At 64.3% G+C, this 21,276-nt stretch carries 25 protein-coding genes and 1 pseudogene; 8 read left to right on the top strand and 18 right to left on the bottom strand.

Annotated elements, in window-relative coordinates:
• Nucleotides 1–205: 205 nt before the first annotated feature.
• From C8N35_RS19615 to C8N35_RS19600, 4 genes are all read left to right on the top strand, one after another.
• Nucleotides 206–1,474: a BtaA family protein gene (locus C8N35_RS19615; protein ID WP_107991432.1), complete on the top strand. Its 1,269-nt coding sequence runs from the start codon at nucleotides 206–208 to the stop codon at nucleotides 1,472–1,474.
• A 50-nt stretch (nucleotides 1,475–1,524) separates the two neighbouring features.
• A complete protein-coding gene (locus tag C8N35_RS19610) occupies nucleotides 1,525–2,184 on the top strand; it encodes a class I SAM-dependent methyltransferase (protein ID WP_107991431.1) in 660 nt (219 codons plus the stop codon).
• A gap of 165 nt (nucleotides 2,185–2,349) precedes the next feature.
• A complete protein-coding gene (locus tag C8N35_RS19605) occupies nucleotides 2,350–2,736 on the top strand; it encodes a hypothetical protein (RefSeq protein WP_245926871.1) in 387 nt (128 codons plus the stop codon).
• 132 nt (nucleotides 2,737–2,868) lie between these two features.
• Entirely contained in the window at nucleotides 2,869–3,261 is a 393-nt protein-coding gene (locus C8N35_RS19600) for a hypothetical protein (protein ID WP_146177436.1), read from the top strand.
• A 25-nt stretch (nucleotides 3,262–3,286) separates the two neighbouring features.
• Here C8N35_RS19600 and C8N35_RS19595 read toward each other — a convergent pair whose 3' ends face one another.
• The 5 genes from C8N35_RS19595 to purC form a co-directional block, all read right to left on the bottom strand.
• Nucleotides 3,287–4,492 carry a hypothetical protein gene (locus tag C8N35_RS19595; RefSeq protein WP_107991429.1) on the bottom strand — a complete coding sequence of 402 codons (1,206 nt, stop codon included), beginning with the start codon at nucleotides 4,490–4,492 and terminating at the stop codon, nucleotides 3,287–3,289.
• Between the two features lie 4 nt (nucleotides 4,493–4,496).
• Nucleotides 4,497–5,171, bottom strand: a complete 675-nt coding sequence (gene purQ, locus C8N35_RS19590; protein ID WP_107991428.1) for a phosphoribosylformylglycinamidine synthase subunit PurQ — start codon at nucleotides 5,169–5,171, stop codon at nucleotides 4,497–4,499.
• 45 nt (nucleotides 5,172–5,216) lie between these two features.
• On the bottom strand, nucleotides 5,217–5,369 hold the full coding sequence (locus tag C8N35_RS23945; protein WP_170122185.1) for a phosphoribosylformylglycinamidine synthase-associated small membrane protein: 153 nt from the start codon (nucleotides 5,367–5,369) through the stop codon (nucleotides 5,217–5,219).
• A gap of 67 nt (nucleotides 5,370–5,436) precedes the next feature.
• Nucleotides 5,437–5,676, bottom strand: coding sequence for a phosphoribosylformylglycinamidine synthase subunit PurS (gene purS, locus C8N35_RS19585; RefSeq protein ID WP_107991427.1), 240 nt, complete (start codon nucleotides 5,674–5,676; stop codon nucleotides 5,437–5,439).
• A gap of 134 nt (nucleotides 5,677–5,810) precedes the next feature.
• Nucleotides 5,811–6,608, bottom strand: a complete 798-nt coding sequence (purC, locus tag C8N35_RS19580) for a phosphoribosylaminoimidazolesuccinocarboxamide synthase (protein ID WP_107991426.1) — start codon at nucleotides 6,606–6,608, stop codon at nucleotides 5,811–5,813.
• 379 nt (nucleotides 6,609–6,987) lie between these two features.
• Here purC and C8N35_RS19575 point away from each other — a divergent pair, with 379 nt between their 5' ends.
• The 4 genes from C8N35_RS19575 (at nucleotide 6,988) to C8N35_RS19560 (ending at nucleotide 9,791) form a co-directional block, all read left to right on the top strand.
• Entirely contained in the window at nucleotides 6,988–7,311 is a 324-nt protein-coding gene (locus tag C8N35_RS19575) for a DUF1476 domain-containing protein (protein WP_107991425.1), read from the top strand.
• 243 nt (nucleotides 7,312–7,554) lie between these two features.
• Nucleotides 7,555–8,352, top strand: a complete 798-nt coding sequence (locus C8N35_RS19570; protein ID WP_245926870.1) for an HpcH/HpaI aldolase family protein — start codon at nucleotides 7,555–7,557, stop codon at nucleotides 8,350–8,352.
• A gap of 186 nt (nucleotides 8,353–8,538) precedes the next feature.
• A complete protein-coding gene (locus tag C8N35_RS19565) occupies nucleotides 8,539–8,757 on the top strand; it encodes a hypothetical protein (protein ID WP_107991561.1) in 219 nt (72 codons plus the stop codon).
• Between the two features lie 161 nt (nucleotides 8,758–8,918).
• Complete coding sequence (locus tag C8N35_RS19560) at nucleotides 8,919–9,791, top strand: aldo/keto reductase family oxidoreductase (RefSeq protein ID WP_107991424.1); 873 nt, start codon at nucleotides 8,919–8,921, stop codon at nucleotides 9,789–9,791.
• 89 nt (nucleotides 9,792–9,880) lie between these two features.
• Here C8N35_RS19560 and C8N35_RS19555 read toward each other — a convergent pair whose 3' ends face one another.
• From C8N35_RS19555 to C8N35_RS24285, 13 genes and pseudogenes are all read right to left on the bottom strand, one after another.
• The gene (locus C8N35_RS19555) at nucleotides 9,881–10,870 is read right to left on the bottom strand and encodes a lactate/malate family dehydrogenase (RefSeq protein WP_107991423.1); all 990 of its coding nucleotides are present in this window, start codon (nucleotides 10,868–10,870) and stop codon (nucleotides 9,881–9,883) included.
• 333 nt (nucleotides 10,871–11,203) lie between these two features.
• Nucleotides 11,204–11,758, bottom strand: coding sequence for an RBBP9/YdeN family alpha/beta hydrolase (locus C8N35_RS19550; protein WP_107991422.1), 555 nt, complete (start codon nucleotides 11,756–11,758; stop codon nucleotides 11,204–11,206).
• A 44-nt stretch (nucleotides 11,759–11,802) separates the two neighbouring features.
• A complete protein-coding gene (gene purB, locus C8N35_RS19545) occupies nucleotides 11,803–13,131 on the bottom strand; it encodes an adenylosuccinate lyase (protein ID WP_107991421.1) in 1,329 nt (442 codons plus the stop codon).
• Nucleotides 13,132–13,194: 63 nt separating this feature from the next.
• Nucleotides 13,195–13,824: a hypothetical protein gene (locus C8N35_RS19540; protein WP_146177435.1), complete on the bottom strand. Its 630-nt coding sequence runs from the start codon at nucleotides 13,822–13,824 to the stop codon at nucleotides 13,195–13,197.
• Nucleotides 13,825–14,158: 334 nt separating this feature from the next.
• Entirely contained in the window at nucleotides 14,159–14,809 is a 651-nt protein-coding gene (locus tag C8N35_RS19535) for a hypothetical protein (protein ID WP_107991419.1), read from the bottom strand.
• Nucleotides 14,810–14,882: 73 nt separating this feature from the next.
• Complete coding sequence (locus C8N35_RS19530) at nucleotides 14,883–16,097, bottom strand: winged helix-turn-helix domain-containing protein (protein WP_107991418.1); 1,215 nt, start codon at nucleotides 16,095–16,097, stop codon at nucleotides 14,883–14,885.
• Nucleotides 16,098–16,161: 64 nt separating this feature from the next.
• A complete protein-coding gene (locus tag C8N35_RS19525) occupies nucleotides 16,162–16,794 on the bottom strand; it encodes a LysE family translocator (RefSeq protein WP_245926869.1) in 633 nt (210 codons plus the stop codon).
• Between the two features lie 281 nt (nucleotides 16,795–17,075).
• The gene (locus C8N35_RS19520) at nucleotides 17,076–17,531 is read right to left on the bottom strand and encodes a DUF2852 domain-containing protein (RefSeq protein ID WP_107991416.1); all 456 of its coding nucleotides are present in this window, start codon (nucleotides 17,529–17,531) and stop codon (nucleotides 17,076–17,078) included.
• Between the two features lie 445 nt (nucleotides 17,532–17,976).
• The gene (locus C8N35_RS19515) at nucleotides 17,977–18,234 is read right to left on the bottom strand and encodes a DUF1344 domain-containing protein (RefSeq protein WP_107991415.1); all 258 of its coding nucleotides are present in this window, start codon (nucleotides 18,232–18,234) and stop codon (nucleotides 17,977–17,979) included.
• A gap of 288 nt (nucleotides 18,235–18,522) precedes the next feature.
• Complete coding sequence (locus C8N35_RS19510; RefSeq protein ID WP_107991414.1) at nucleotides 18,523–19,149, bottom strand: TetR/AcrR family transcriptional regulator; 627 nt, start codon at nucleotides 19,147–19,149, stop codon at nucleotides 18,523–18,525.
• A 169-nt stretch (nucleotides 19,150–19,318) separates the two neighbouring features.
• On the bottom strand, nucleotides 19,319–20,083 hold the full coding sequence (locus tag C8N35_RS19505; RefSeq protein ID WP_107991413.1) for a DUF2259 domain-containing protein: 765 nt from the start codon (nucleotides 20,081–20,083) through the stop codon (nucleotides 19,319–19,321).
• A gap of 314 nt (nucleotides 20,084–20,397) precedes the next feature.
• Nucleotides 20,398–21,003: a methylated-DNA--[protein]-cysteine S-methyltransferase gene (locus C8N35_RS19500; protein WP_428977126.1), complete on the bottom strand. Its 606-nt coding sequence runs from the start codon at nucleotides 21,001–21,003 to the stop codon at nucleotides 20,398–20,400.
• Nucleotides 21,004–21,120: 117 nt separating this feature from the next.
• A pseudogene (locus tag C8N35_RS24285) lies at nucleotides 21,121–21,276 on the bottom strand (ribulose-phosphate 3-epimerase); the annotation flags it as partial.

The following is a 21,276-nucleotide window of genomic DNA, read 5'->3' as shown; positions in this document are numbered from 1 at the left end:
TTACATAGCCATCCGGCTAAGGAATATCTTGCGCAGTGTCTGGTTGCCACCTCATCCGCCCGGTCGAATTTCTTGCGTCCCCGGTGGCGGGGGCCTGGCTCCGGCACTCCGGGCGTCACCAAACTGTCGCCGATCCTGCGTAACCCTCGCCGGAAATTCGCGCGCCGGATACCGCCCGGCCGCCCATTTCCGGAGAGACAGGCAGATGGCCGATCAAGCTTTGAGTGACTCCACCCGCCGACTGAAGGAAGCGGTGCACCGCTCCGCCGCCGGCACCCGCGAGGGTTTCCTGGAGCGGATGTTCACTTTCGCCTTCAAGGGGCTCGTCTACCCTCAGATCTGGGAGGACCCGGACGTCGACATGGCGGCGCTCAAGCTCGGCCCCGACAGCCGCATGGTCACCATCGCCTCGGGCGGCTGCAACGTGATGAGCTACCTGACCGCCGATCCGGCCGAGATCGTCGCCGTCGATCTCAACCGCGCCCATGTCGCGCTGACCCGGCTGAAGCTCGCCGCTGTCACGCACTTGCCCAACCACGACACCTTCTACCGCTTCTTCGGCGAGGCCGACGAAAAGGCCAACATCGCGGCATACAGGCGCTTCGTGAAGGACAAGCTCGACGCCGACACGCGCGGCTATTGGGAAGGGCGCAGCCTGTCGGGCTGGGGCCGCCGCCGCATCACGCTGTTCTCCCGCGATCTCTATTATCACGGGCTGCTGGGGTATTTCATCGGTGCGGGGCATCTCGTTGCGCGGCTGTACGGCATCGATCCCAAGGACATGGTGCGCGCACGGTCGCTCGACGAGCAGCGCACCTTCTTCGATACCGCACTCGCCCCCATCTTCGACAAGCGCCTGGTGCGCTGGGCGACGTCGAAGAAGATGTCGCTCTACGGCCTTGGCATTCCGCCCGCCCAGTACGAGGCGCTTGCGTCCGCCGGCGGCGGCGACATGGCCGGTGTCCTGCGTCAGCGGCTCGAAAAGCTCGCCTGCGATTTCCCCATGTCGGAAAACTACTTCGCCTGGCAAGCCTTCGCCCGCGGTTATGCGCCGATGGAAAATGCCACGCACGGAGAGAGCACGGGGCCGGCGGGCCCGCTGCCGCCCTACCTGAAGCGCGAGCATTTCGAGGAGATCCGCGAGCGTGCCGGCCGGGTCCGGGTCGTCAACCGCTCCTTCACCGAACATCTGGCGGGCGAACGCGATGCGAGCCTTGATGCCTATGTGCTGCTCGATGCGCAGGACTGGATGACGGATGCCCAGTTGAACGCTTTGTGGAGCGAGATAACCCGCACCGCGCGCGCCGGCGCCCGGGTGGTCTTCCGCACCGCCGCCGAACCGAGCCTGCTTCCCGGCCGTGTCGCAGATGAAACGCTCTCGCGCTGGACCTATCGCGAGGACGAAAGCCTCGCGCTCAACGCCCGCGACCGCTCCTCGATCTACGGCGGTTTCCACCTCTACACGCTCAACTGACGTCCACAGTCTCAACAGACCGGGAGGGCCGGAAAGCGGTCCGCAGTGCCATGTCCGATATTGCCGCGCCCCACAACGGGGAGCTGATGGACCGGGTCTACCGGTATCAGCGCCACATCTACGATTTCACCCGCAAGTACTATCTGCTGGGGCGCGATCAGCTCATCGCCTCGCTCAGTCCGCCCGCGCGCGGCCATGTGCTGGAGGTGGGGTGCGGCACGGGGCGCAATCTCATTGCGGCCGCCCGCGCCTATCCCCGCGCGCGGTTTTACGGTCTCGATATTTCCGCCGAAATGCTGGAGACCGCCCGCGCGAACATCGAGCGTGCCGGCCTTGGCGGGCGCATCACGCTTGCGCGCGCCGACGCCGCCGATTTCGAGCCGATACTCCTTTTCGGTCGTGCGGCTTTCGATCGGGTGTTCTTTTCCTATTCGCTTTCCATGGTGCCGCCCTGGCGTCAGGCGCTGGAATGCGCGGCATTGGCCCTTGCGCCCGGCGGGCGGCTGCACGTGGTCGATTTCGGCCAGCAGGAGCGTCTCCCGCACCTGTTCCGGACCGGTCTTTTCCTGTGGCTGAAGAGCTTTCATGTCTCGCCGAGGCCGGATCTGTTTCAGGCTCTGTGCGATATCGCGGAAGCGGAGGGCGGTGCGGTGCGAACGGCACCGCTTTATCGCGGCTATGCCTGGTACGGCGAATTGCGGGCGCTTTGAGGCAAGGAGATCTCCTCGCTTGAGGGGTTTGCCCGCGCCTTTCCTGGGCCCGCGCCTTTCCCGGGATGCGCGGCGCACGCGACCAAACGTCCCTCTTGTTTACGTCGCGTCTTCCCCCGATCTTCTATTTATGTTTCACATTGTTTCTGTGAAATGGGGGGTACGATGAAACTGTCTTCAATTCTGCTGGCTCTGGCCACGTTCGCTGTCGCAGGCCTGTCCTTCAATCCGCCGGCGCTGGCGCAGGGGCGGCTTCTGGAGGTTTACGTCGCCTATCTCGGGCCCGATGATCATTACAATTCCCGTGGCACACGGCTCTCCGAGCCCTGGCAGGTGGTTCGTCAGGATCGGGCGAATTTTCATCGCTTCGGCATTCGCGATCGCGGCGACGAGGACGATCGCTTCTTCGCCTCCGCCGCCAACCGCGCGCGGATGGAACGAATGATCCTCAACGGCTATATCGAAGGGGATGCCGGCTGGCGCATTGTCAATGACAATTGCTGGGTCCGTGTCGAGATCTATTCTGATTCCGTCCATATCAAAGTGAAATGAGCCCGTTGGTATGGCTGGCCGGTCGGCTTTTCAAGCGATCTTGATGCAATAACGGCCATTGAAGTATAAAATAACGAGAACGGAATTAGTGTTCTGAAACTATTGTCGTAAACTCAACGGGAACCTGTTTGCATGAAACGACTTCTACTGCCCGCCATGGCGGCGGCGTTCGTCAGCGTTTCCGCGCTCGGCGCGTCGGCTCTTCCGCCCGTCACCGGCGCCACACCTCAGCTCGGCGCGCCGGTAACGCTCGTTGCCGGCAAACGCCGCCAGCTCACGCAGGCGGAGGTGCGCAAGGCATATGTCGGACACACGGCGACTTCGCGTTCACACCAGACCACCTACAAGGCCAACGGCACCTGGACGAACAGGCATGGGCAGAAGGGGAGGTACACCATCACGAAAGGCGGATTGCTGGTGATGACGGGCGACATCAACCTGCGCCTCAAGATCTTCCAGGACGGCAAGGGCTACTATCACCAGAACGTCCGCACGGGCGAAGGCGGCCACTACTCGGTGCGCTGACGCAAGAGTGCGCTGGGGGAGCGGGTTATCCCCCTTCCACCGGAGCCCCGAAGGCGACGACGGCGGCGCAGACGACGCAAAGCAGCCCGTAAAGGACTGCGCCGTGAAGCTCGTGCCGCCTGATCGCGCTGAGAGAGGCGATCAGGCACTGGAGTGCGTAAAAGAGCGCAAAGCAGCGCGAGGCCAGCGTGATCAGGGAATAGATATCGGTTTCCCAGGTAATGATCGCGGCGATGACCGCGATCAGCGGGTAGGCGTAGTTGATCCGCACCCGGCCTCCCGTGACGTCGTGCACCAGACCGCCGGCTCCAAGCGTATCGGCGATCGCCGCGCTCGACTGGCTGGCAAGCGCTCCCACCATGATCAGGATCGGCAGGATCAGCGAAGCCGGCCTCAGCATGTCGACGATCGCCGCGATACCGCCGCCGGTCACGTCGTTGCCGAGAAGCGGGATCATCGTCACGAAGAAGGCGAGATAGATGATGCCGGCCAGGATCTGCGCTTGCTTCATGGTCGTGGCACGCATCTCCGTCCCGTAGGCATTGCCGAGGAAGCGCGAGGTCTCGAAGCCCTGCACGACGATCAGCAGGCCCAGGAAGACCGGCACGTTGCGCGCCTCGAAGTGGCCCGGAATTGTGGAGATGGTCCCGCTCGCCAATTCGCCGAGCCCGAATACCGTCAGCCCCGCGATGAGCCCGGCGATGATCGCGAGCTTCAGCGAGACTGTGTAGACCTCCAGCCGCTCCACCGCCGCAAATCCGCGTGTAAAGCCGACCGTTCCGATGATCGCCAGGCAGATCGACACGACGATCTTCACCACCGTCTCGTCCACGATGCCAAAGGGCTTCAGCGCGAAGGAGGCGAAGAGGACGAGGTAATAGGTGACGGAGACGAAATAGGCGAAGGCGAGGACGAGATGCGACAGTCGCTCCAGCGAGGCAAGGCCGAGCGGCGCGCTGCCATCCTCGAAGATCGGCTCGACGTAACGGATGTTGTGGCGGATCGCCCCGCCGATCAGGTAGGCGAGGGCCAGAAGCCCTGCCATCGGCAGGATGGCCCAGGCGCCGGATAGATCGCGCAGGATCGGCACCGTGACCAGAAAGCCGGAACCGATGATGGAGGCGAGCGGGGTCGCAATCGCGCGCCAGCGATCGCTGCCGATCACCCGGGGCAGGGCCAGGAAAGCGCCTGTTGCTAGGGTGACGGCGATCGCCGCTGCGCCGATGAGCATCGGCTCAGGCGGTCTCGAGCGCCTGTATCAGGCTTTCGAAGAACCTGCGGCCGTCGGTGCCGCCCTGTATCGGTTCGACCAGGTTCTCCGGATGCGGCATCATGCCGAGCACGTTGCCGGCAGCGTTGACGATGCCGGCGATGTCGTTGATCGAGCCGTTCGGATTGGTGCCTTCCGCGTAGCGGAAAACCACCCGGCCGCCGTCTTCAAGCTGCGCAAGCGTGTCGGCGTCGGCGAAGTAGTTGCCGTCGTGGTGAGCGACGGGGCAGCGCCAGACCTGGCCATTCTCGAAGGCGCCGGAGAACGGCGTCTGGGTGTTGACCGTCTGGAGCTTCACCTCCCGGCACACGAACTTCAGGTCCGCGTTGCGCATCAGCGCGCCGGGCAGGAGGCCCGTCTCGGTCAGGATCTGGAAGCCGTTGCAAACGCCCAGCACCAGCCGGCCGCGCTCCGCCATCTTCGCGACCTCGGACATCACGGGCGAGCGCCCTGCAATGGCGCCGCAGCGCAGGTAGTCGCCGTAGGAGAAGCCGCCCGGCAGCACCACCAGGTCGACGTCGGGCAGTTCGGTGTCCTGATGCCAGACGGTTGCGGGCTTTTCGCCGGTGACGAGTTCCAGCGCGTGCAGCATGTCGCGGTCGCGATTGGAACCGGGGAAGACGACGACGGCTGATTTCATGGGTCTTACACTCTGGCCAGTGGTTCTGGATCTGAAACGGCAGCTCTAGATCAGGAAGAAGACGGCAAGGGCCGCAAGAACGGCCGGAAACAGCATGAACAGGAGCGCCTTGCCGATCAGGAAGCGGATGATGCGGCGCGCGTCGTCGGCCTCTGGCCGCGCCTCGTCCGCCCCATTCTCGTTCCGGCTCCCGACCATCGACGCACTCTCGTTCCGGTCTGCGCGCACTCTACACCGCTTCGCGGCGAAAACGAACGCGTGCGCCTCAGGAAAGCTCGATGGCGTAATTCTCGATGACCGTGTTGGCGAGCAGCTTTTCGCACATGGCTTCGAGATCGGCCCTGGCCTTTTCCTTGTCGGCACCTTCCAGTTCGATGTCGAACACCTTGCCCTGACGCACGCCCCCGACGCCGCCGAAGCCGAGCGCGCCGAGCGCGCCTTCGATTGCCTTGCCCTGGGGGTCGAGAACGCCGTTTTTCAGCGTGACGGTGACGCGTGCCTTCATGGTTCGTCCTGATGCGGTCGGTCGGCCAAAAGAAAAACGCCCGTGCCGCTCATCGAGCACGGGCGTTCGGGGATTACATCAAAGCGGCGCGACTTGCAAAGTCGCTACTTCACGAGCATTCACTTTACGAGCACTCACTTCACGAGAACGGGGCCCGAGCCGTGCGGGCGTTCGTTCTCGATCAGGATGCCAAGACGGCGAGCCACTTCCTGGTAGGCTTCCACGAGTCCACCCATGTCGCGGCGGAACCGGTCCTTGTCCATCTTGTCGTTGGTCTTGATGTCCCAGAGACGGCACGAATCGGGGGAGATCTCGTCGGCGACGACGATGCGCATCATCTCGCCCTCCCACATCCGGCCGCACTCCATCTTGAAGTCGACGAGGCGGATGCCTGCGCCCAGGAACAGGCCGGAGAGGAAGTCGTTGACGCGGATGGCCAGAGCCATGATGTCGTCGATCTCCTGCGGCGTGGCCCAGCCGAAAGCCGTGATATGCTCTTCGGAGACCATCGGATCGTCGAGCTCGTCGTTCTTGTAGTAGAACTCGATGATCGAGCGGGGCAGCTGCATGCCCTCTTCGAGGCCGAGACGCTTGGAGAGCGAGCCGGCGGCGACGTTGCGCACGACGATCTCGAGCGGGATGATCTCGACTTCCCGGATGAGCTGCTCGCGCATGTTCAGCCGGCGGATGAAGTGGGTCGGCACGCCGATAGCGTTCAGATTGGTGAACACGAATTCGGAGATGCGGTTGTTGAGCACACCCTTGCCATCGATGACTTCGTGTTTCTTCGCGTTGAAGGCCGTCGCATCGTCCTTGAAATGTTGGATGAGCGTGCCGGGCTCCGGTCCCTCATAGAGGATCTTTGCCTTGCCTTCATAGATGCGCCGGCGGCGATTCATGGGTACGTACCGTGGTTTGTTGAGGAAATCCATTTGCGATGGATACTCCGTTATCCGCTTCGATCGCGCCTGGAACAAGGCACACGATAGCGGAATCGTGACGTTTCTCCCGCGAGCGAGGCTGGAACCTACCCGAATTGGGGGTAAAGCACAATCGGCTGCGACGTCCTGTGCGAGGACCGTCCGCGAGCGGGGACTCCGTGCCGGTCGATGGTTGGGGATGCCGCCCTATTAGCCGAACGGGTGAAGCCTTACGAGATTGATTTGGGGCCTGCGGAAATATATGCAAGGGCCGACGATGCAAGGCGTTGTTTCCGTGGCCGTAAAGGGCCATATTTACGTAACAGGATGCCTCCATGAGGGGGGATCCGCCGGCAATCGCTCGCGGCCGGTCTCAGGGCAGGAGAAGACCATGAGCACATTCGACAAGCGCGAGGACGCTTTCGAAAAGCGATACGTCCACGATGAGGAAATGCAGTTCAAGGCCATGGCCCGGCGTAACCGGCTCCTGGGGCAATGGGCTGCGGAGAAGCTCGGTCTGAGCGGTGACGAAGCGGTGGAATACGCCAAGTCGGTCGTGCGTGCCGATTTCGAGGAGCCGGGGGAGGAAGACGTCTTCCGCAAGATCCGCGGCGATTTCGACGAAGCCAAGGTGGAGCAGTCGGATCATCAGATCCGTCGGACCATGGAAGAACTGATGGCCGAGGCGGTGGCGCAGGTCAGAACCGACGGGTGATGCGCCTTGCACAAGGGCGGAGCCACGGTGCGGGTGGCTTCGTGTGCGGTCAGGATACGGAATGATCTTGAAAGGCCGTTCCGCCGAATGGTGGGGCGGCCTTTCTATTTGCCTATTTGCGCTATCAACGTGCAAAACGGTTGCGGCCTCGCTGGATATGCAGAAACATCGGGCCGATACGATACGATACGATACGGGACTGGACTGAACGAAGCGCGACGACGGTCTTGGAGAGGAACGAACATGATTGAGCCTGCGATGACGCTTGCAAACCGGCTGCGTGCCGGCGAAACGATCGTGACCGCATGGTCGACGCTGCCGGGCAGCGCGATGCCGCAGGAACTGGTGCGCGCCGGCTATCAGGCGGTGACGCTCGACATGCAGCATGGCGGCCACGACTACGCTTCGGTGCGCGACGCCATTCCCGCCATCCTGCTGGCCGGCGGCCATCCGGTCGCGCGCGTTCCCGTGGGCGACTTCGCTACCGCGAGTCGTCTTCTGGATGCTGGGGCGGAAGCGATCATCGCACCGATGATCGGCTCGGTCGCCGATGCACGGGAATTCGTCTCCTACATCAAGTTTCCGCCGGCCGGTACGCGCAGCTGGGGACCGGCGCGCGCAATGGAGCTTCATGGTGTGGCCGAGTCGCAGGCCTATCTGATGAGCGCCGACGCCGAGACGATCGGCTTCGGCATGATCGAGACGCGGCCGGCGCTGGAGGCGGTCGACGAGATCGTCGCCGTGGACGGGCTGGACGGCGTTTTCGTCGGTCCCGCCGATCTCTCCATCGCACTGTCGGATGGCGCGCGGTGCGAGCCGGGCGGGCGCGAGGTGCAGGACGCCGCCAGGCGCATCGCCCGAGCGGCGCGGGACGCAGGCAAGCTCGCGGGCATCTATTGCAACACGCTGGATGACGCCGTCGCGGCCCGCGAAATGGGGTTCACCTTCATTTCCTGGACGAGCGACAAGGCCATCATCCGCTCCGGCGTGTCCGCGACCCTCGCACCGTTCTTGGAAGCCGCGGCCAACAAAGACAGGTAGGATGCCTCTGCGGCAAGTTGTCCGGCCTGGATATTGACAAATTTCAATGAGTGAATGCGAGCACTCGCGAATGCTGCGACCGGTCGGCTGAAGCTGTCGGATCGAAAAAAAATCCGCGATGGAATTTCGGATGCGGCATGCTTCTGCTGGGAAGAACGGTTCCCAAGGTTTGAGGAGCATCGGATCATGTGGAAGCTTGCCGCAATCATCTTCATCATCGCAGCCCCCACACTCGCCGGTATCGGCATGCTCGTGCCGCTGACCGTCTTCGGTGTCGGCCAGATCGATGCCAACGCCATGCTGATCGCCATGGCGGTCGGTGCCGTAATCGCGCTGCCGGTCAGCATCTGGATCGCCAAGCGCATCAACGACCTGATCAAGCCGCACCAGGGTCATCTCGCCTGAGACCCAGGCGGGGTCCGCGTGATCGAGAGCGGGGAAACGGTCCGTGTACCGCGCCCGGCGGCACGATTGTTCGTCTCGTCGTACAGCCTGTTTCTGATCGGTCTATTTTCCCCTGATGTGCCCGCCTTAGGTATAAGACGGAAAGCATCAGGAGTACGTTCATGAGAAATATCGACAAGGCCGGTACTTTCGCCCTGGGTGATCGCACGGTGAAACGGATCGGCTACGGCGCCATGCAGCTCGCGGGCCCCGGCGTCTTTGGTCCGCCGAAGGATCGCGCCGGGGCGGTCGCGGTCTTGCGCGCGGCGGTGGAAGAGGGCGTCGATCACATCGACACCAGCGATTTCTACGGGCCGCACGTCACCAACGAGATCATTCGCGAGGCGCTGCATCCCTATTCGGACGATCTCGTCATCGTCACCAAGATCGGTGCCCTGCGCGGCGAGGATGCCTCGTGGAACCCGGCCTTCTCCAAGAAGCAGCTTACCCGGGCGGTCCACGACAACCTGCGCAACCTCGGCCTCGAGACGCTCGACGTGGTCAACCTGCGCTTCATGTTCGATCCGCACAAGCCGGCGGACGGTCCGATCGAGAAGCCGCTCTCGGTGCTGGCCGACCTGCAGAGTCAGGGGCTGGTGCGCAATATCGGCCTCAGCCACGTCACCGCAGGTCAGGTGGCCGAGGCACGCGGGATCTGCGATATCGTCTGCGTGCAGAACATGTACAACATCGCCAATCGCGCCGATGACGCGCTGATCGATGATCTCGCCGCGGCGGGCACGCCCTATGTGCCGTACTTCCCGCTCGGCGGCTTCACGCCGTTGCAGTCGGAGACGCTGAATGAGATTGCCGGGCGCCTGGATGCGACGCCGATGCAGGTCGCGCTCGCCTGGCTGCTGCGGCGCTCGCCGAATATCCTGCTGATCCCGGGAACGTCATCCGTGGCGCACCTGAAGGAGAACATCGCGGCGGCGGAGCTTGAGCTGCCGCAAGACGCGTTGCGTGAACTCGATGGTATCGGCAAGGCAGCGTAACGAAAAAGCGATCTGCAAGGGCCGCCCCTCGACGGGGCCGGACCTTGTGGATCGCCTGCATGAATTGGTGGTCTTGCGGCAAACGCCGCTCAGCGCGCCTTGTCGGGCCCCGTGCCGGCATCCTTCATCGCGGACTTGATGAACGCGATGGAGGCCTCCAGCTTTTCCGCCTCCCAGTCGTTCAGCGTGACGGGGAGCTGTTTCACGATGCCTTCGCGGCCGATGACGCAGGGCATGCTCAGCGCCACGTCGCCGTCGTGACCGTACTGCCCGCGCAACGTCGTTGAGGCGGGATAGACGCTGTGTTCATCCAGCAGCACCGCCTTTCCCATCGTCACGGCCGCCTGGGCGACGCCTGCATTGGTCCAGCCCTTGCCGTTGAACACCTCGTAGGCCGCGCTGACGATCTTGGCCTTCACGACCTCCGGATCCGTGATGTCCTCGCGCGCGGTGAAATACTGGCCGAGTTCGGCGAACGGAATGCCGGCGACGTTGACGTGGCTGAGTGCGGGAAACGCCGTGCTGCCGTGTTCGCCCATCATGTAGCCGGTGACCGATTTAGGATCGACGTCATAGGTATCGGCGATGAGCTTCCTCAGCCGCGCCGAGTCGAGCATCGTGCCCGTGCCGAAGACACGGCCCTTCGGGTATCCGAACTCGTTCTCCGCGATATAGACCATCGTATCGAGCGGATTGGTGATCAGGATGACGATGGCGTCGGTGGTATGCTTCGTGATCCCGGCCATCACCTGACGGATGACCTCGCAATTGGTCTTCGTCAGCAGCGTGCGGTCCGGCTCGCCTTTCGGATTTGACGGGTCCGGGATGACGCTCGGCCCGGCCGCGACGATGATCACGTCGGCATCGGCGCACTGTTCGTATCCGCCCGACGTCACGTCCACATTGTTCATGTAGGTGAGCGCTGTCGCCTGCGCCTGGTCAAGCGCCTCGCCATAGGCGACGTTTTCCAGAATGTCGATCACCCCGATCTGCGCAAAGAGCCCGAGCTTCATGGCATCCGCGAGCACGTAGGAGCCGACATGGCCGGCGCCGACGACGACGAGTTTGTTCTTGTGCATGGCTTTCTCTTTGCGACTTCAACCGGAGGCGCTGCCTTGGGAAAATTCGGGAGGAGGGCAGCGCGCGTCCGTACATGTCCTAGACCCGCGTCCGGCGGGCTTCAAGGGGCGGGGCTTGGGAAAGGTGAGCCGCAACCGTTGCCGCCGGAAGCATAAGGGCGGCGCGTGCCGGCCGTCCTTCGAGACGGCCTTGTCAGGCCTTCTCAGGATGACGTTGTGCATATGGATTTTTCTTTAAGAAAAACAAAACGATAACGTCATCCTGAGGAGGGCGCGTAGCGTCCGCCTCGAAGGATGGGCTACGCATTCGGTGCCCGAAGGCTCCGGCCCTCGCTACCCCAGCCGCGACATGAACTTGGCGAACGACAGCAGCCCCTCCGGCCACGGCCCCTGGCCGCTTTCGGCGTTGATGTGGCCGGCATCGCCGGCATCCTGGAACTGCGAACCCCAGGCGTGCGCGATCGTCTCCGCCTTGGTCCAGGGCGCGTAAGGATCGGTGCGGCTGGCCACCAGAACGCTCGCAAACGGCAGGGGTTCGCGCGGAATGGGCGCAAAGCCCGGCACGGGCGCTGGCATGCGGCTCACGTCCTCCACGTCCGACATCGCCACCAGAAAGGCGCCGGCGACCTTGCCTTTGTCGAACTCCGGTGCTGCGTGGGCGACGGTGACGACGCCCAGCGAATGGGCGACGAGCACCACCGGCTTTTCCGCCGCGTTCACGGCGCGCACCAGACGTTCCGTCCACTGCGGCCGGTGCGGCTTGTTCCAGTCGCCCATGTCGACGCGCCGGGCAGTGGAGAGCTTCGCCTCCCAGCGCGTCTGCCAGTGATCGGGCCCGGAATTTCCAAGGCCAGGAATGAGGAGGATATCGGCTTCAGCAGCTTTCATGGGGCAGATCGTTTTATCTTGGCCGTTTTGGTTTCGCGAAAGGCTTACGCCTCGCCGAACACCCGCTGGAAGATCGTGTCCACATGCTTGGTGTGATAGGCGATGTCGAAGCGCTCGCGGATTTCTTCCTCCGACAGATAGGACCGGACGTCCTTGTCCGCCAGCAGCTCCTCCAGAAAGTCGACGGTGGCGGAGCCCGAGACGTGGTAGCTGTCCCACACCTTCATGGCGTTGCGCTGGACGAGCCGGTAGGCGTCCTCGCGTGAGCAGCCGGCCTGGGTCAGCGCCAGCAGGATGCGCTGCGAATGGACGAGCCCGCCGAGCCGGTCCATGTTGCCCTTCATGCGTTCGGGGTAGACCAGCAGCTTGTCGATGACGCTGGTCAGCCGCACCAGCGCGAAATCGAGGGTCACGGTGGCGTCGGGGCCGATCATGCGTTCCACGGAGGAGTGCGAGATATCGCGCTCGTGCCACAGGGCCACGTTCTCCATCGCGGGGAAGGCGTAGGAGCGCACCATGCGGGCAAGGCCGGTGAGGTTTTCGGTGAGCACGGGGTTGCGCTTGTGCGGCATCGCCGAGGAGCCCTTCTGGCCGGGCGAGAAATATTCCTCCGCCTCCAGCACCTCGGTGCGCTGCAGGTGACGGATCTCGATGGCGACCCGTTCGACCGACGAGGCGATGACGCCGAGGGTTGCGAAGAACATCGCATGACGGTCGCGCGGGATGATCTGCGTGGAGACCGGCTCCACCGAAAGCCCCATCGCCTGCGCCACGTGCTCTTCCACGCGCGGATCGATGTTGGCGAACGTGCCGACGGCCCCGGAAATCGCGCAGGTCGCGATGTCCTTGCGGGCGGCAACGAGGCGCTCGCGGTTGCGGGCGAATTCCGCATAGGCCTCTGCGAGCTTCAGACCGAAAGTGACCGGCTCGGCGTGGATGCCGTGCGAGCGGCCGACGGTGACCGTGTCCTTGTGCTCCATCGCCCGGCGCTTCAGCGCCTCCAGCAGCTTGTCGATATCGCCGATCAGCAGATCGGCGGCGCGCGCGAGCTGCACGGCAAGACATGTGTCGAGGACGTCCGAAGAGGTCATGCCCTGGTGGACGAAGCGCGCCTCGGGTCCGACGATCTCGGCCAGATGCGTGAGGAAGGCGATGACGTCGTGCTTGGTCACGCGCTCGATCTCGTCGATGCGCTCCACGTCGAATTCGACCGTTTTCGCCTTGTCCCAGATGGTCCTGGCCGCGTCCTTCGGGATCACGCCCAGCTCGGCCAGCGCGTCGGCGGCATGCGCCTCGATCTCGAACCAGATGCGGAATTTTGCTTCCGGCGACCAGATGGAGGTCATCTCGGAACGGGAATAGCGCGGGATCATCGGCGCAGGCCTCATTTTCATGAAGGGGAGGGGTGCGCGCCATCTAGCAGGAAATAGGGGCGATCACAATTGCCGGCGTGGCGCTTTGCCGTCGCCACGGCGATCCTTGCGGGGCAATCGCCCGTCCTGCGGTCGCCAGCCGCGCCGCCCGTCGGTGCGCGAGAACATGAGGCCGGCCACGAAAAGCAGCGGAATGCCGGCCGGAAACAGCAGCGGCAGCCCCGTGACGGCGAAGATGTAGACCGCCTGCGCACCGGTAAAAAGCGTCTGCCATAGCCAGTCGTGCGTGAACGGTTCCGCATGCCAGGCTGCGTAATAGCGGTTGAAATGGAGGTAGAACAGAAAGCCCGTGAAGCCGACGGTGCCGAGCGTCAGCGACACCACCATGGCCGCAAACCGCGCGCTCTTTTGCGGGCGCCGGATGACGAGAATGACCGCGGTCGGAAAGGCCGTCACCGCACCGATGACCCCGCCGGAAAAGAAGATCGCGAGGATCGTCGCCATCCGGCCGTCGATCGCCCGATCGTCGCCGACGAGCCGGGAGAACGCGATAAGCGCCACGGCCGCGCCCCAGCCGAGCGCCATCAGCGCAAGGCGCGTCAGGAGCCGGACAAGCGGCGTGCTCGGCTTGCGCCGGTCGGACCCGCGACGCTCGATTGGCGCCACGACAGGGGAGGCCGGTTGGACGGTCATACCGGCAGAATTAACACAGGAAAGATTGGGAAAGCGTTGCGTCAGGGGGAGGAGGCGCATTCCGCGCAATGCTCTCCGGTGTCATCCCGGGCGCACCGCAGCACGTCAGTGCTGCCGTGCAGACCCGGGACCTCGCGCGGCAGGCTGTGTGGGAAGATCCCGGATCTGCGAAGCGGCACTTCGCGCCGCGTCGCGTCCGGGATGACGCTGGAGAGTGTGACGGACTGGATGCGAGCAACCGTAAATACGTGTGCCGTGTCCGAGGAAACGAGATCCTGTGTGACGGCGCAAAGCCCCCCATGGCCGATGCCCGCGACCTTTCGCAAGCCCCGCGCTATTCCCCGACCAGCTTGCAGTCGAAGTACTTCTCCGTCTTCATGCCGAAGATGTTCTTCGCATCTGTGCAATTCGTCGATACCTTGCGGGCGGCGACGAACCGGAGCCCCTTCACCTTGTCGCCCATGACGGCGGCGAGGCTCTCGCGGGCGCGCTCCGTCCAGACCTCGCCCTGGCCGTCCGGCGGCAGGACGATGACCGTGTCGGGTGCGAATTCCGCGACCCAGGTGAAGGTCTTGATGCGGACGATCGTCGAATATTGGGTCTTGACCAGCGGAAGCTTCGTGGTGAGCGCGTAGCGGCCGGTGCCTTCCATCGGACTGGTTGTGAAAGTCATGCGAACGCCGTTCACGCCGGCGACCGGCAGCGTGTGCTCGAATGATATTTTCGTCGTAGGCACCATGTTGAATTCGTATTCGTCCTTGGCACAGCTGCCGAAGTCTCCCTCGGGGCTGACCGGACAGAAGACATGCCGGAAAATCTGCTTCGAATTGGACATCTTGCCGCCTTGTCCGGCAAAGAAGCTGACGAGGTACGTGTTGCCGGGCTTGAGCCGGTAGGCGTTGCCGCTATCGGCGAATTCGGTGACAGACGTGGAGCCGCAGGAGCCGAGCACGAGAGAGACGACAAGCAGGACGAGAACGCGCATATAGCAACTCACTTAGCGAGAAATGACGTTGCCTCGACCTTATGGATCTGGCCTTTTTGCGTCCAACGTTTCCTCATGTTTCGCACGTGTTTCCGCTCTCCCGCGCAAACGCCACCCGCTCCGCCCCGGTGAAGGCCCGGATGCGGTCGAGTTCGGCCTCAAGCTTCGCCGTTCGTCCGGCCGACTTGCGCACACCCGGTTCCCACCAAAGCCCCGCCACCCGAAGCTCGCCCTCCTTGCGGTGGTGCTTCATGTCGATGCGCCCGACAAGCCGGTCGCCCTCCATCAGCGGGAAGACATAATAGCCGTATTCGCGCTTGGGTTCGGGCACGAAGATCTCGATGCGGTAGCGGAAGCCGAACAGGCGTTCGGTGCGAGCCCGGTCGCGGATCAGCGGGTCGAACGGGCTCAGCACGCGCAGCCGCGAGGGCGCTTCCGGGGCGGCGGCGATCGTCTCCGTGATGTCCGGTCGCGCGACGGCCGAGCGCGTCGTGCCGTCGGCGTTCTCCACATCCACCTCGATGAGCGCGCCCGCCGCGCGTGTGCCTTCGCACCAGGCCTTCGCATCCTCCAGCGTCACCAGATCCCAGAAGGCGGCGATTTCGGCGGGCGTCGCGAAGCCGAGCCGTTCCATGGCCGATGAACAGGCCCAATCCACGAAGTCCGCGTGGGAGACCTCCCGCTCGAAATGCTCTGGCGGTATCGCCCGCTCGGTCAGATCATAGACCTTCTGGAACCCCTCGCGCCGCACGATGGCGAGCTCCCCCGTGCGCCACAGATATTCCAGCGCCGTCTTGGTCGGGTGCCACTCCCACCAGCCTTCGTTCGATTTTTTCGGCCCCGTGTCATTGCCGAGATCGCGCGCCATGGTCGGGCCGTTGTCGCGGATATGGCCCAGCACCTCGTCGATCATGTGCGCGAATTCCTCGCGCTGCCAATTGGTGAACCGTTCCAGAAGCCGCGGGCGATTGTGCTCGAACCGGTGCTTCCAATTGGGAAAGAACCGCGTGGGGATCACCGAGGCATCGTGCGTCCAGTTCTCGAAGAGGAGCCCGTCGCGCTCGTGCAGCCGCTTCAGGTCGGCCTGCCGGTAGCCCTGGGTGCGCGCGAAAAGGATGTGATGGTGCGCGCGCTCCACGGTCTGGATGCTGTCGAGCTGCACGAAACCGAGCTTCTCGATAAGCGCGTAAAGTTCTGCAGGCGAAAGCCGGCTGCGCGGGGGGATCGACAGGCCTTGCGTATCGATGAGCAGACGGCGGGCGTCGCGATTCTGGATCAGCAGTGTCATGGCGTCACTATGCCAACGAAGGCGTGCGCGCGCAGCCCGTTTTGTCTCGCAAAGGCGGATGGCGTCACGGTCTGGACGCGAGCAGGCGGATTCCGGCATAGCCGAAGACGAGCGCCAGCGTGCCCTCGATCCAGCGCCGCGCCCGCTGGTAGGCGGTCACCATCGGTTTGGTGGAAAAGACCAGCGCGTAGCCCACGAAGATCGTGACGGAGAGGAGGGCGCAGCCCGCCAGAATCGCAGCCAGCGTGTAGGCGGGAGCGCCGGGGCGAAGGCCGAGCGACATGATCGCGATCCAGCCCAGAACGGCCTTCGGGTTGGTCAGGTGCAAGAGCAGGCCGCGGCGATAGAGACGGGCGCGGCTCGATTGTCTGGCCGGCGCCATCGGCTCGGCCGGGCGTGCGCTCAGCGCCGCGCGCGCCGATTTCCAGGCGAGGTGGATCAGGTAGAGCCCGCCTGCGATCTTGATGACGAAAAGCGCCCCGGCAAAGGTGGTCAGCACGGCCGAAAGCCCCGTCGCGGCCAGAAGCGCCCATGTCTGGCTGCCGGTGACGATGCCGAGCGCCAGCGCCACCGCCGGGCCGCGCCCCTCGTTCATCGCGGTGCCCATGATGGCCATGTTGGAGGGGCCGGGGCTCGCGACGGCAATGACATAGGCCGCATAGACCAGAAGAAGCGGGTGCAGAATTTCCGTGCTCACGTGGCGCGCCTCCCTGGCAGTGCCTCCGGTGCCCCTTGGGTACCTTCGCCGCAACTGTCGGAAAGAAACGTCTCGGCTGCAAGCGTGTTTGCGCGTTGGCAGTCTCTTTCGCCCGATTGACGCGGCCCAACACTGTCCTCCCGTCATTGCCCGGCTTTGTCCGGGCAATCCATCGCCGGCCGGACCTCGCGCTGTCGTCGCGAACCGCGCTATGGCGACAAACGAAAACGCCCGCCGGGTGGGGCGGGCGCTTCGTCGTCCTCGCGGGGAAACGGGACGGCTCAGGCTTCCGGTCTCTCCCTCGGCCGGTCGTCCGGGGAGGCGGTGTCCTTGCCGCGCCGTTGTGACATGAACTGGTCGAATTCGGCCCGGTCCTTGGACATGCGCAGTTGCTCCAGGAAATCGTGGAAGGCGTCCTGCTCTTCTTCCAGGCGCTTCAGCGTCTCCGCCTTGTACTCGTCGAAGGCAGCGTTGCCGGACGAGGGAGAGCCTTCCCACCAGTCCTTGCCGGTCATGCGGGCGCGCATGCGGTCCATCTTTTCGTGCATGCGCTGCATCTTCCGTTCAAAGCGGTCGGAACCGCGTGCGTGACATCCCATGCGTCCACTCCAGAGCAAGTAAGCCAGGACAGCCAGTCCCAGCGGCCAGAAAACGATGAAGCCGATGATCATGACGACGATCCACGCGGGCCGTCCCATTTCATCGAGCTTGTTCGTGACAGAGGCTGCTGCCGTCATGATTGACCTCGTGTGAATGTGAATAACATTAACATGGTTGCACGCAGCGGCGCTGTCAAGAGAGCGGCGCCGCAAATTCAGCACGGCAAGGAAGCGCGGAAGAGTGGCAAGGGCGGGCGGGGAATGCGGCGGGCAGGAGAGGCGGCGCGATCGCAGCCGCGAAGGCCCGTGCGTGGTGGCCGGGCCGGAGAATACGCGGCGGTCACAATGATCGTTCCCGCCCGGTGCGCACGACCCGGTCCGGGAGCGGTACGCGAACCGGGAATCGATCAGTCTAGGCGCGCGTGATACGGACGGCGGCCCAAGCCGCGGAGGATCAGCGCCATTCCGGCCGCCGTCCGTTCCTCCTGGTCCCGTCAGGCCGGACCCCGCGTGGAGCAAGGGTCTCGGTCAGGACCGGGGGCGCCATGGGGGTGGGTGGAGCGGTTGCCCCCATGGCGGATGGTCATTTCCGGATTTCGACAGCACTCGCGGTACGCTTGCCGTTCTTGACGTCGTAGGTAACGGCCACTTTCTCGCCGGTCTTCAGGCCGGGGTTCTTCCAGCCTGCAGGCAGGCGGTACTTGACGCCGTCCTTGAGCGTGAGGGTCATGCTCTTGTGGTTGAACGCCTTCACCGTGCCGGTGGTGGTCTGCGCGGCAAAGGCCGTGGTGGCCGACGCAATCAGAGCGACCGCCGCAGCGGAAACAATGACTCGACGCATGATTTCAGTTTCCTGAGATGAAAAGCCCGCCGGGAACCCGGTGCGAGCCCGCCAGACGAACGGTCCGGGATCGGCCTGTCACGATCGCCTGAAGTGGTGGCCGCCGACGGATCCCCCGTTCGCAGGCAGCACTCTCGGGCGCTCCGCGAGGCGTTTCAAATTAACAAAAAATAATACGTCGCGCCTTCAACTCGCCTTCAAAACGCACGGTTGAAATGACGTGCCGCTTCAATTCGGCGCACCCGTGCGGCCAGCACGCCCGTGCCATCGGCGGTGCATCCGCGCGGTCTACTCCGCCTTGGGTTCAAGGCCCTGCAGGTAGATCAGCATGCCTGCCTCCAGCAGGTCTTCCGGCGACATAGGCAGCTTGCGCCGGCCTTCGTCGGAACGTCCGAAAAGCGATGCGATCCCGTGTGTGAGTGCCCAGACATGGAAGCTCACCATGGAGGCCGGTGGCCGGCCCTTTGCCGGGAGGGTTGCCACCAGCGCTTCGGAGGCCTGTCGCAGCACCGCATAGGCCCGCTCTGTCGCCTCGCGAAGTTCCGGGGTGGCGCCATGCGGCAGGCCCGATTCGAACATGGTGGCGTAATAGGCGGGCTGTGTCCGGGCGAAGGCGAGATAGGCCCTGCCCACGCGCTCGAACGCGGCATGCGCATCCGGCCGGCCCTCGTTCCAGGCCTCTTCCAGCGCTTCGGCGAAGAGTTCGAACCCGCGCAGCGCCACGTCGACCAGCAACTCGTCGCGGTCGCGAAAATGACGGTAGGGGGCGGCGGGGCTGACCCCGGCCGAGCGGGCGGCCTCCGCCACGGTGAAGCCGGATGGCCCCTTTTCGGCAATGAGTTCGAGGGCCGCGCGAATGAGCGCTTCCCTCAGATTGCCGTGATGATACCCGCGTCCGCCTCGCTTCCAGCTCATGTGACGGGTCTTTACATGATGGGGCGTGATTTAGCGAGGGGGAAAGGGAGGGGCAGGGGGGAGGAAAGGGAAAGGAATGGAAGGAAGGGAGAGAAGAAAGCGAGAGAAGTGCGGCGAAGCCGCTCCACTTCTCTCGCTTTCTTCCTCCGTTCCCCTTTTTTCCGTCGCGTCACTGCGCGTTCGGGTTCTTGTCGAAGGTCGTCGAGAGCGCGAGAAAACGCCGGTCCAACCCCTCGAAGCCGAACTGATAGACGGAGATCAGAACCACCATCACCGGTCCCTTGCCCGGGCGCGGAAAGACGATGATGTCCGACAGTCCGTAATGGAGCGGGCAGCCGCGCGAGGCGGGAATTTCGGTGTCCTCGTGCAGGATGCGCAAGGGGTCTCCCGTCGCCCCCTCCAGAACGAGTGCGTAGCCATGGGTGTCGCTGGTCAGCGTCGCGCAGTCGGCCTTGGGCATGGCGATCTCGGTCAGCCGGAGCCGCGCCGTGCCCAGGCCCAGCCTGTCGCCGTCGTCCTTCAGCGTGAACGGCAGGAAACGGGCCGCGTCGCGTGCATCCGCCGCCCTGTCGGAGACGAGCGTCTTGCCCTCCACACCGATATTGAGACGCCACAGATACGGGTCGATCCGCTTGCGCGCCGCCTTGCGCGCCTCATCGACGCTCGCCCCGTCGCTGCGGATCAGTTCGCGCGCCGGTGTGCCGCGCACCCAGCTGTCGGTTGCCGTCTCCAACACGAAGACATCGGAATAGGGAAAGCCGGAACCGTCCTGCCGGCCGTATTGCTCGAAAGCGAAATGGCTGCCATCCGGCGAAAAGCCGATGATCGCCCGTTGCGCCGCGTCGGCGGCATGCGCACCGGAGACGGCGCCAAGGCATGCAAGGCCGCTCACGACGACAACGGCAAGCCGGTTTCGCAGAAATCGCGTGCGCATGGGGCGTTTTCCTCGTCGCTCGCTCAAGTCGAAATCATGGCGCCGCACCGCTCCACATCGGAGGCGCCTTGCGCCGGGAAGGCGATCGCCGGCCCCGGCCGCAACAGGCTGCGCGGCGGAATGCGGATAGGTGAAAACAGAAAAGCCGCCCGCTTTCAAGGCGCGCCCGGTTCCGGCGCTTGCCGCACGCCGTTTCGGCCCCTGTCTCCGGCGGCTGCCCTCGTGCCATTCGTCTTCCGTAGCACCGTCTCGCGCAGGACTTTCTGGAGCATATTGCGATCAGATTGAAGCAATCCGGCCGACAAGATACCGTTCTAGAAACCGAAGCCCATCTGCCGCGTTTCTTCCGGCTCGACGCCTTCCAGTGCCAGCAGATGCTGCTTGGTGACCACGCCGCCGGGCGCCGAAAACCCGCCCATGCGGCCGCCCGCGGCCAGAACCCGGTGGCAGGGGATGATCACGGGGATCGGGTTGGCGCCCATCGCCCGCCCCACGGCCTGTGCCGCGCCCGGCGCGCCGAGCATCCCGGCAAGCCCGCCATAGGTCGTCGTCTTGCCCCAGCCGATCCGGCACAGCGCCGCGTAAAGCGTGCGGCGGCTTTGCGAAACGCCGGAAAGGTCGAGCGGCACGCCGGTAAAATCCTCCCGCTCTCCGGCGAAGTAGCGTTTCAGCTTCGCCAGGGCGTCCATGACGAAGGCCGGCGCATCAGGAGGTGGGGCGGCCATTGGCGCATTTTTGGGCGCGCTCGGTTGTGTGCCCGACGCTGAGTCCGCACTCCCGTCCAACCCGGCATCGCCAGACCCGGCGGCTCTTTCGGGCAACCGCAGCCGGGTCAGCCCGTTCGCGCTCCAGCCGAGCCGTCCGCGTCCCATCGGCGTGTCGAATTCGCACCAGTTCGTCGTCTCGCCTGCCGCAAGCATGGCGCGCCGCCTTTCCCGCTTTCAGCCTCGGTATCGCGCGTACAAAACATGAACAAAGAGTAATGCAACCCGGGCTCCGCCGCAAGCTTTCCGACGGTGCGCAACGAAACGTCGGCCTCAGGCGCGCGCGGCGTCGGCCGTGGCGCGGATGGCCTTGATGTGGCGCTCGTAGAACTGCGGCTGCTCCGGCGAGCCGCCCTTGAAGACGGCGGACCCCGCCACCAGCACGTTGGCCCCCACCGCGGCAACCAGCGGCGCGGTTTCCGCCGTCAC

Source organism: Breoghania corrubedonensis (genome assembly GCF_003053845.1).
Lineage (GTDB): Bacteria > Pseudomonadota > Alphaproteobacteria > Rhizobiales > Stappiaceae > Breoghania > Breoghania corrubedonensis.
The sequence above is the reverse complement of the archived record's forward strand: the minus strand, read 5'-3'. Positions and strand labels throughout refer to the sequence as shown.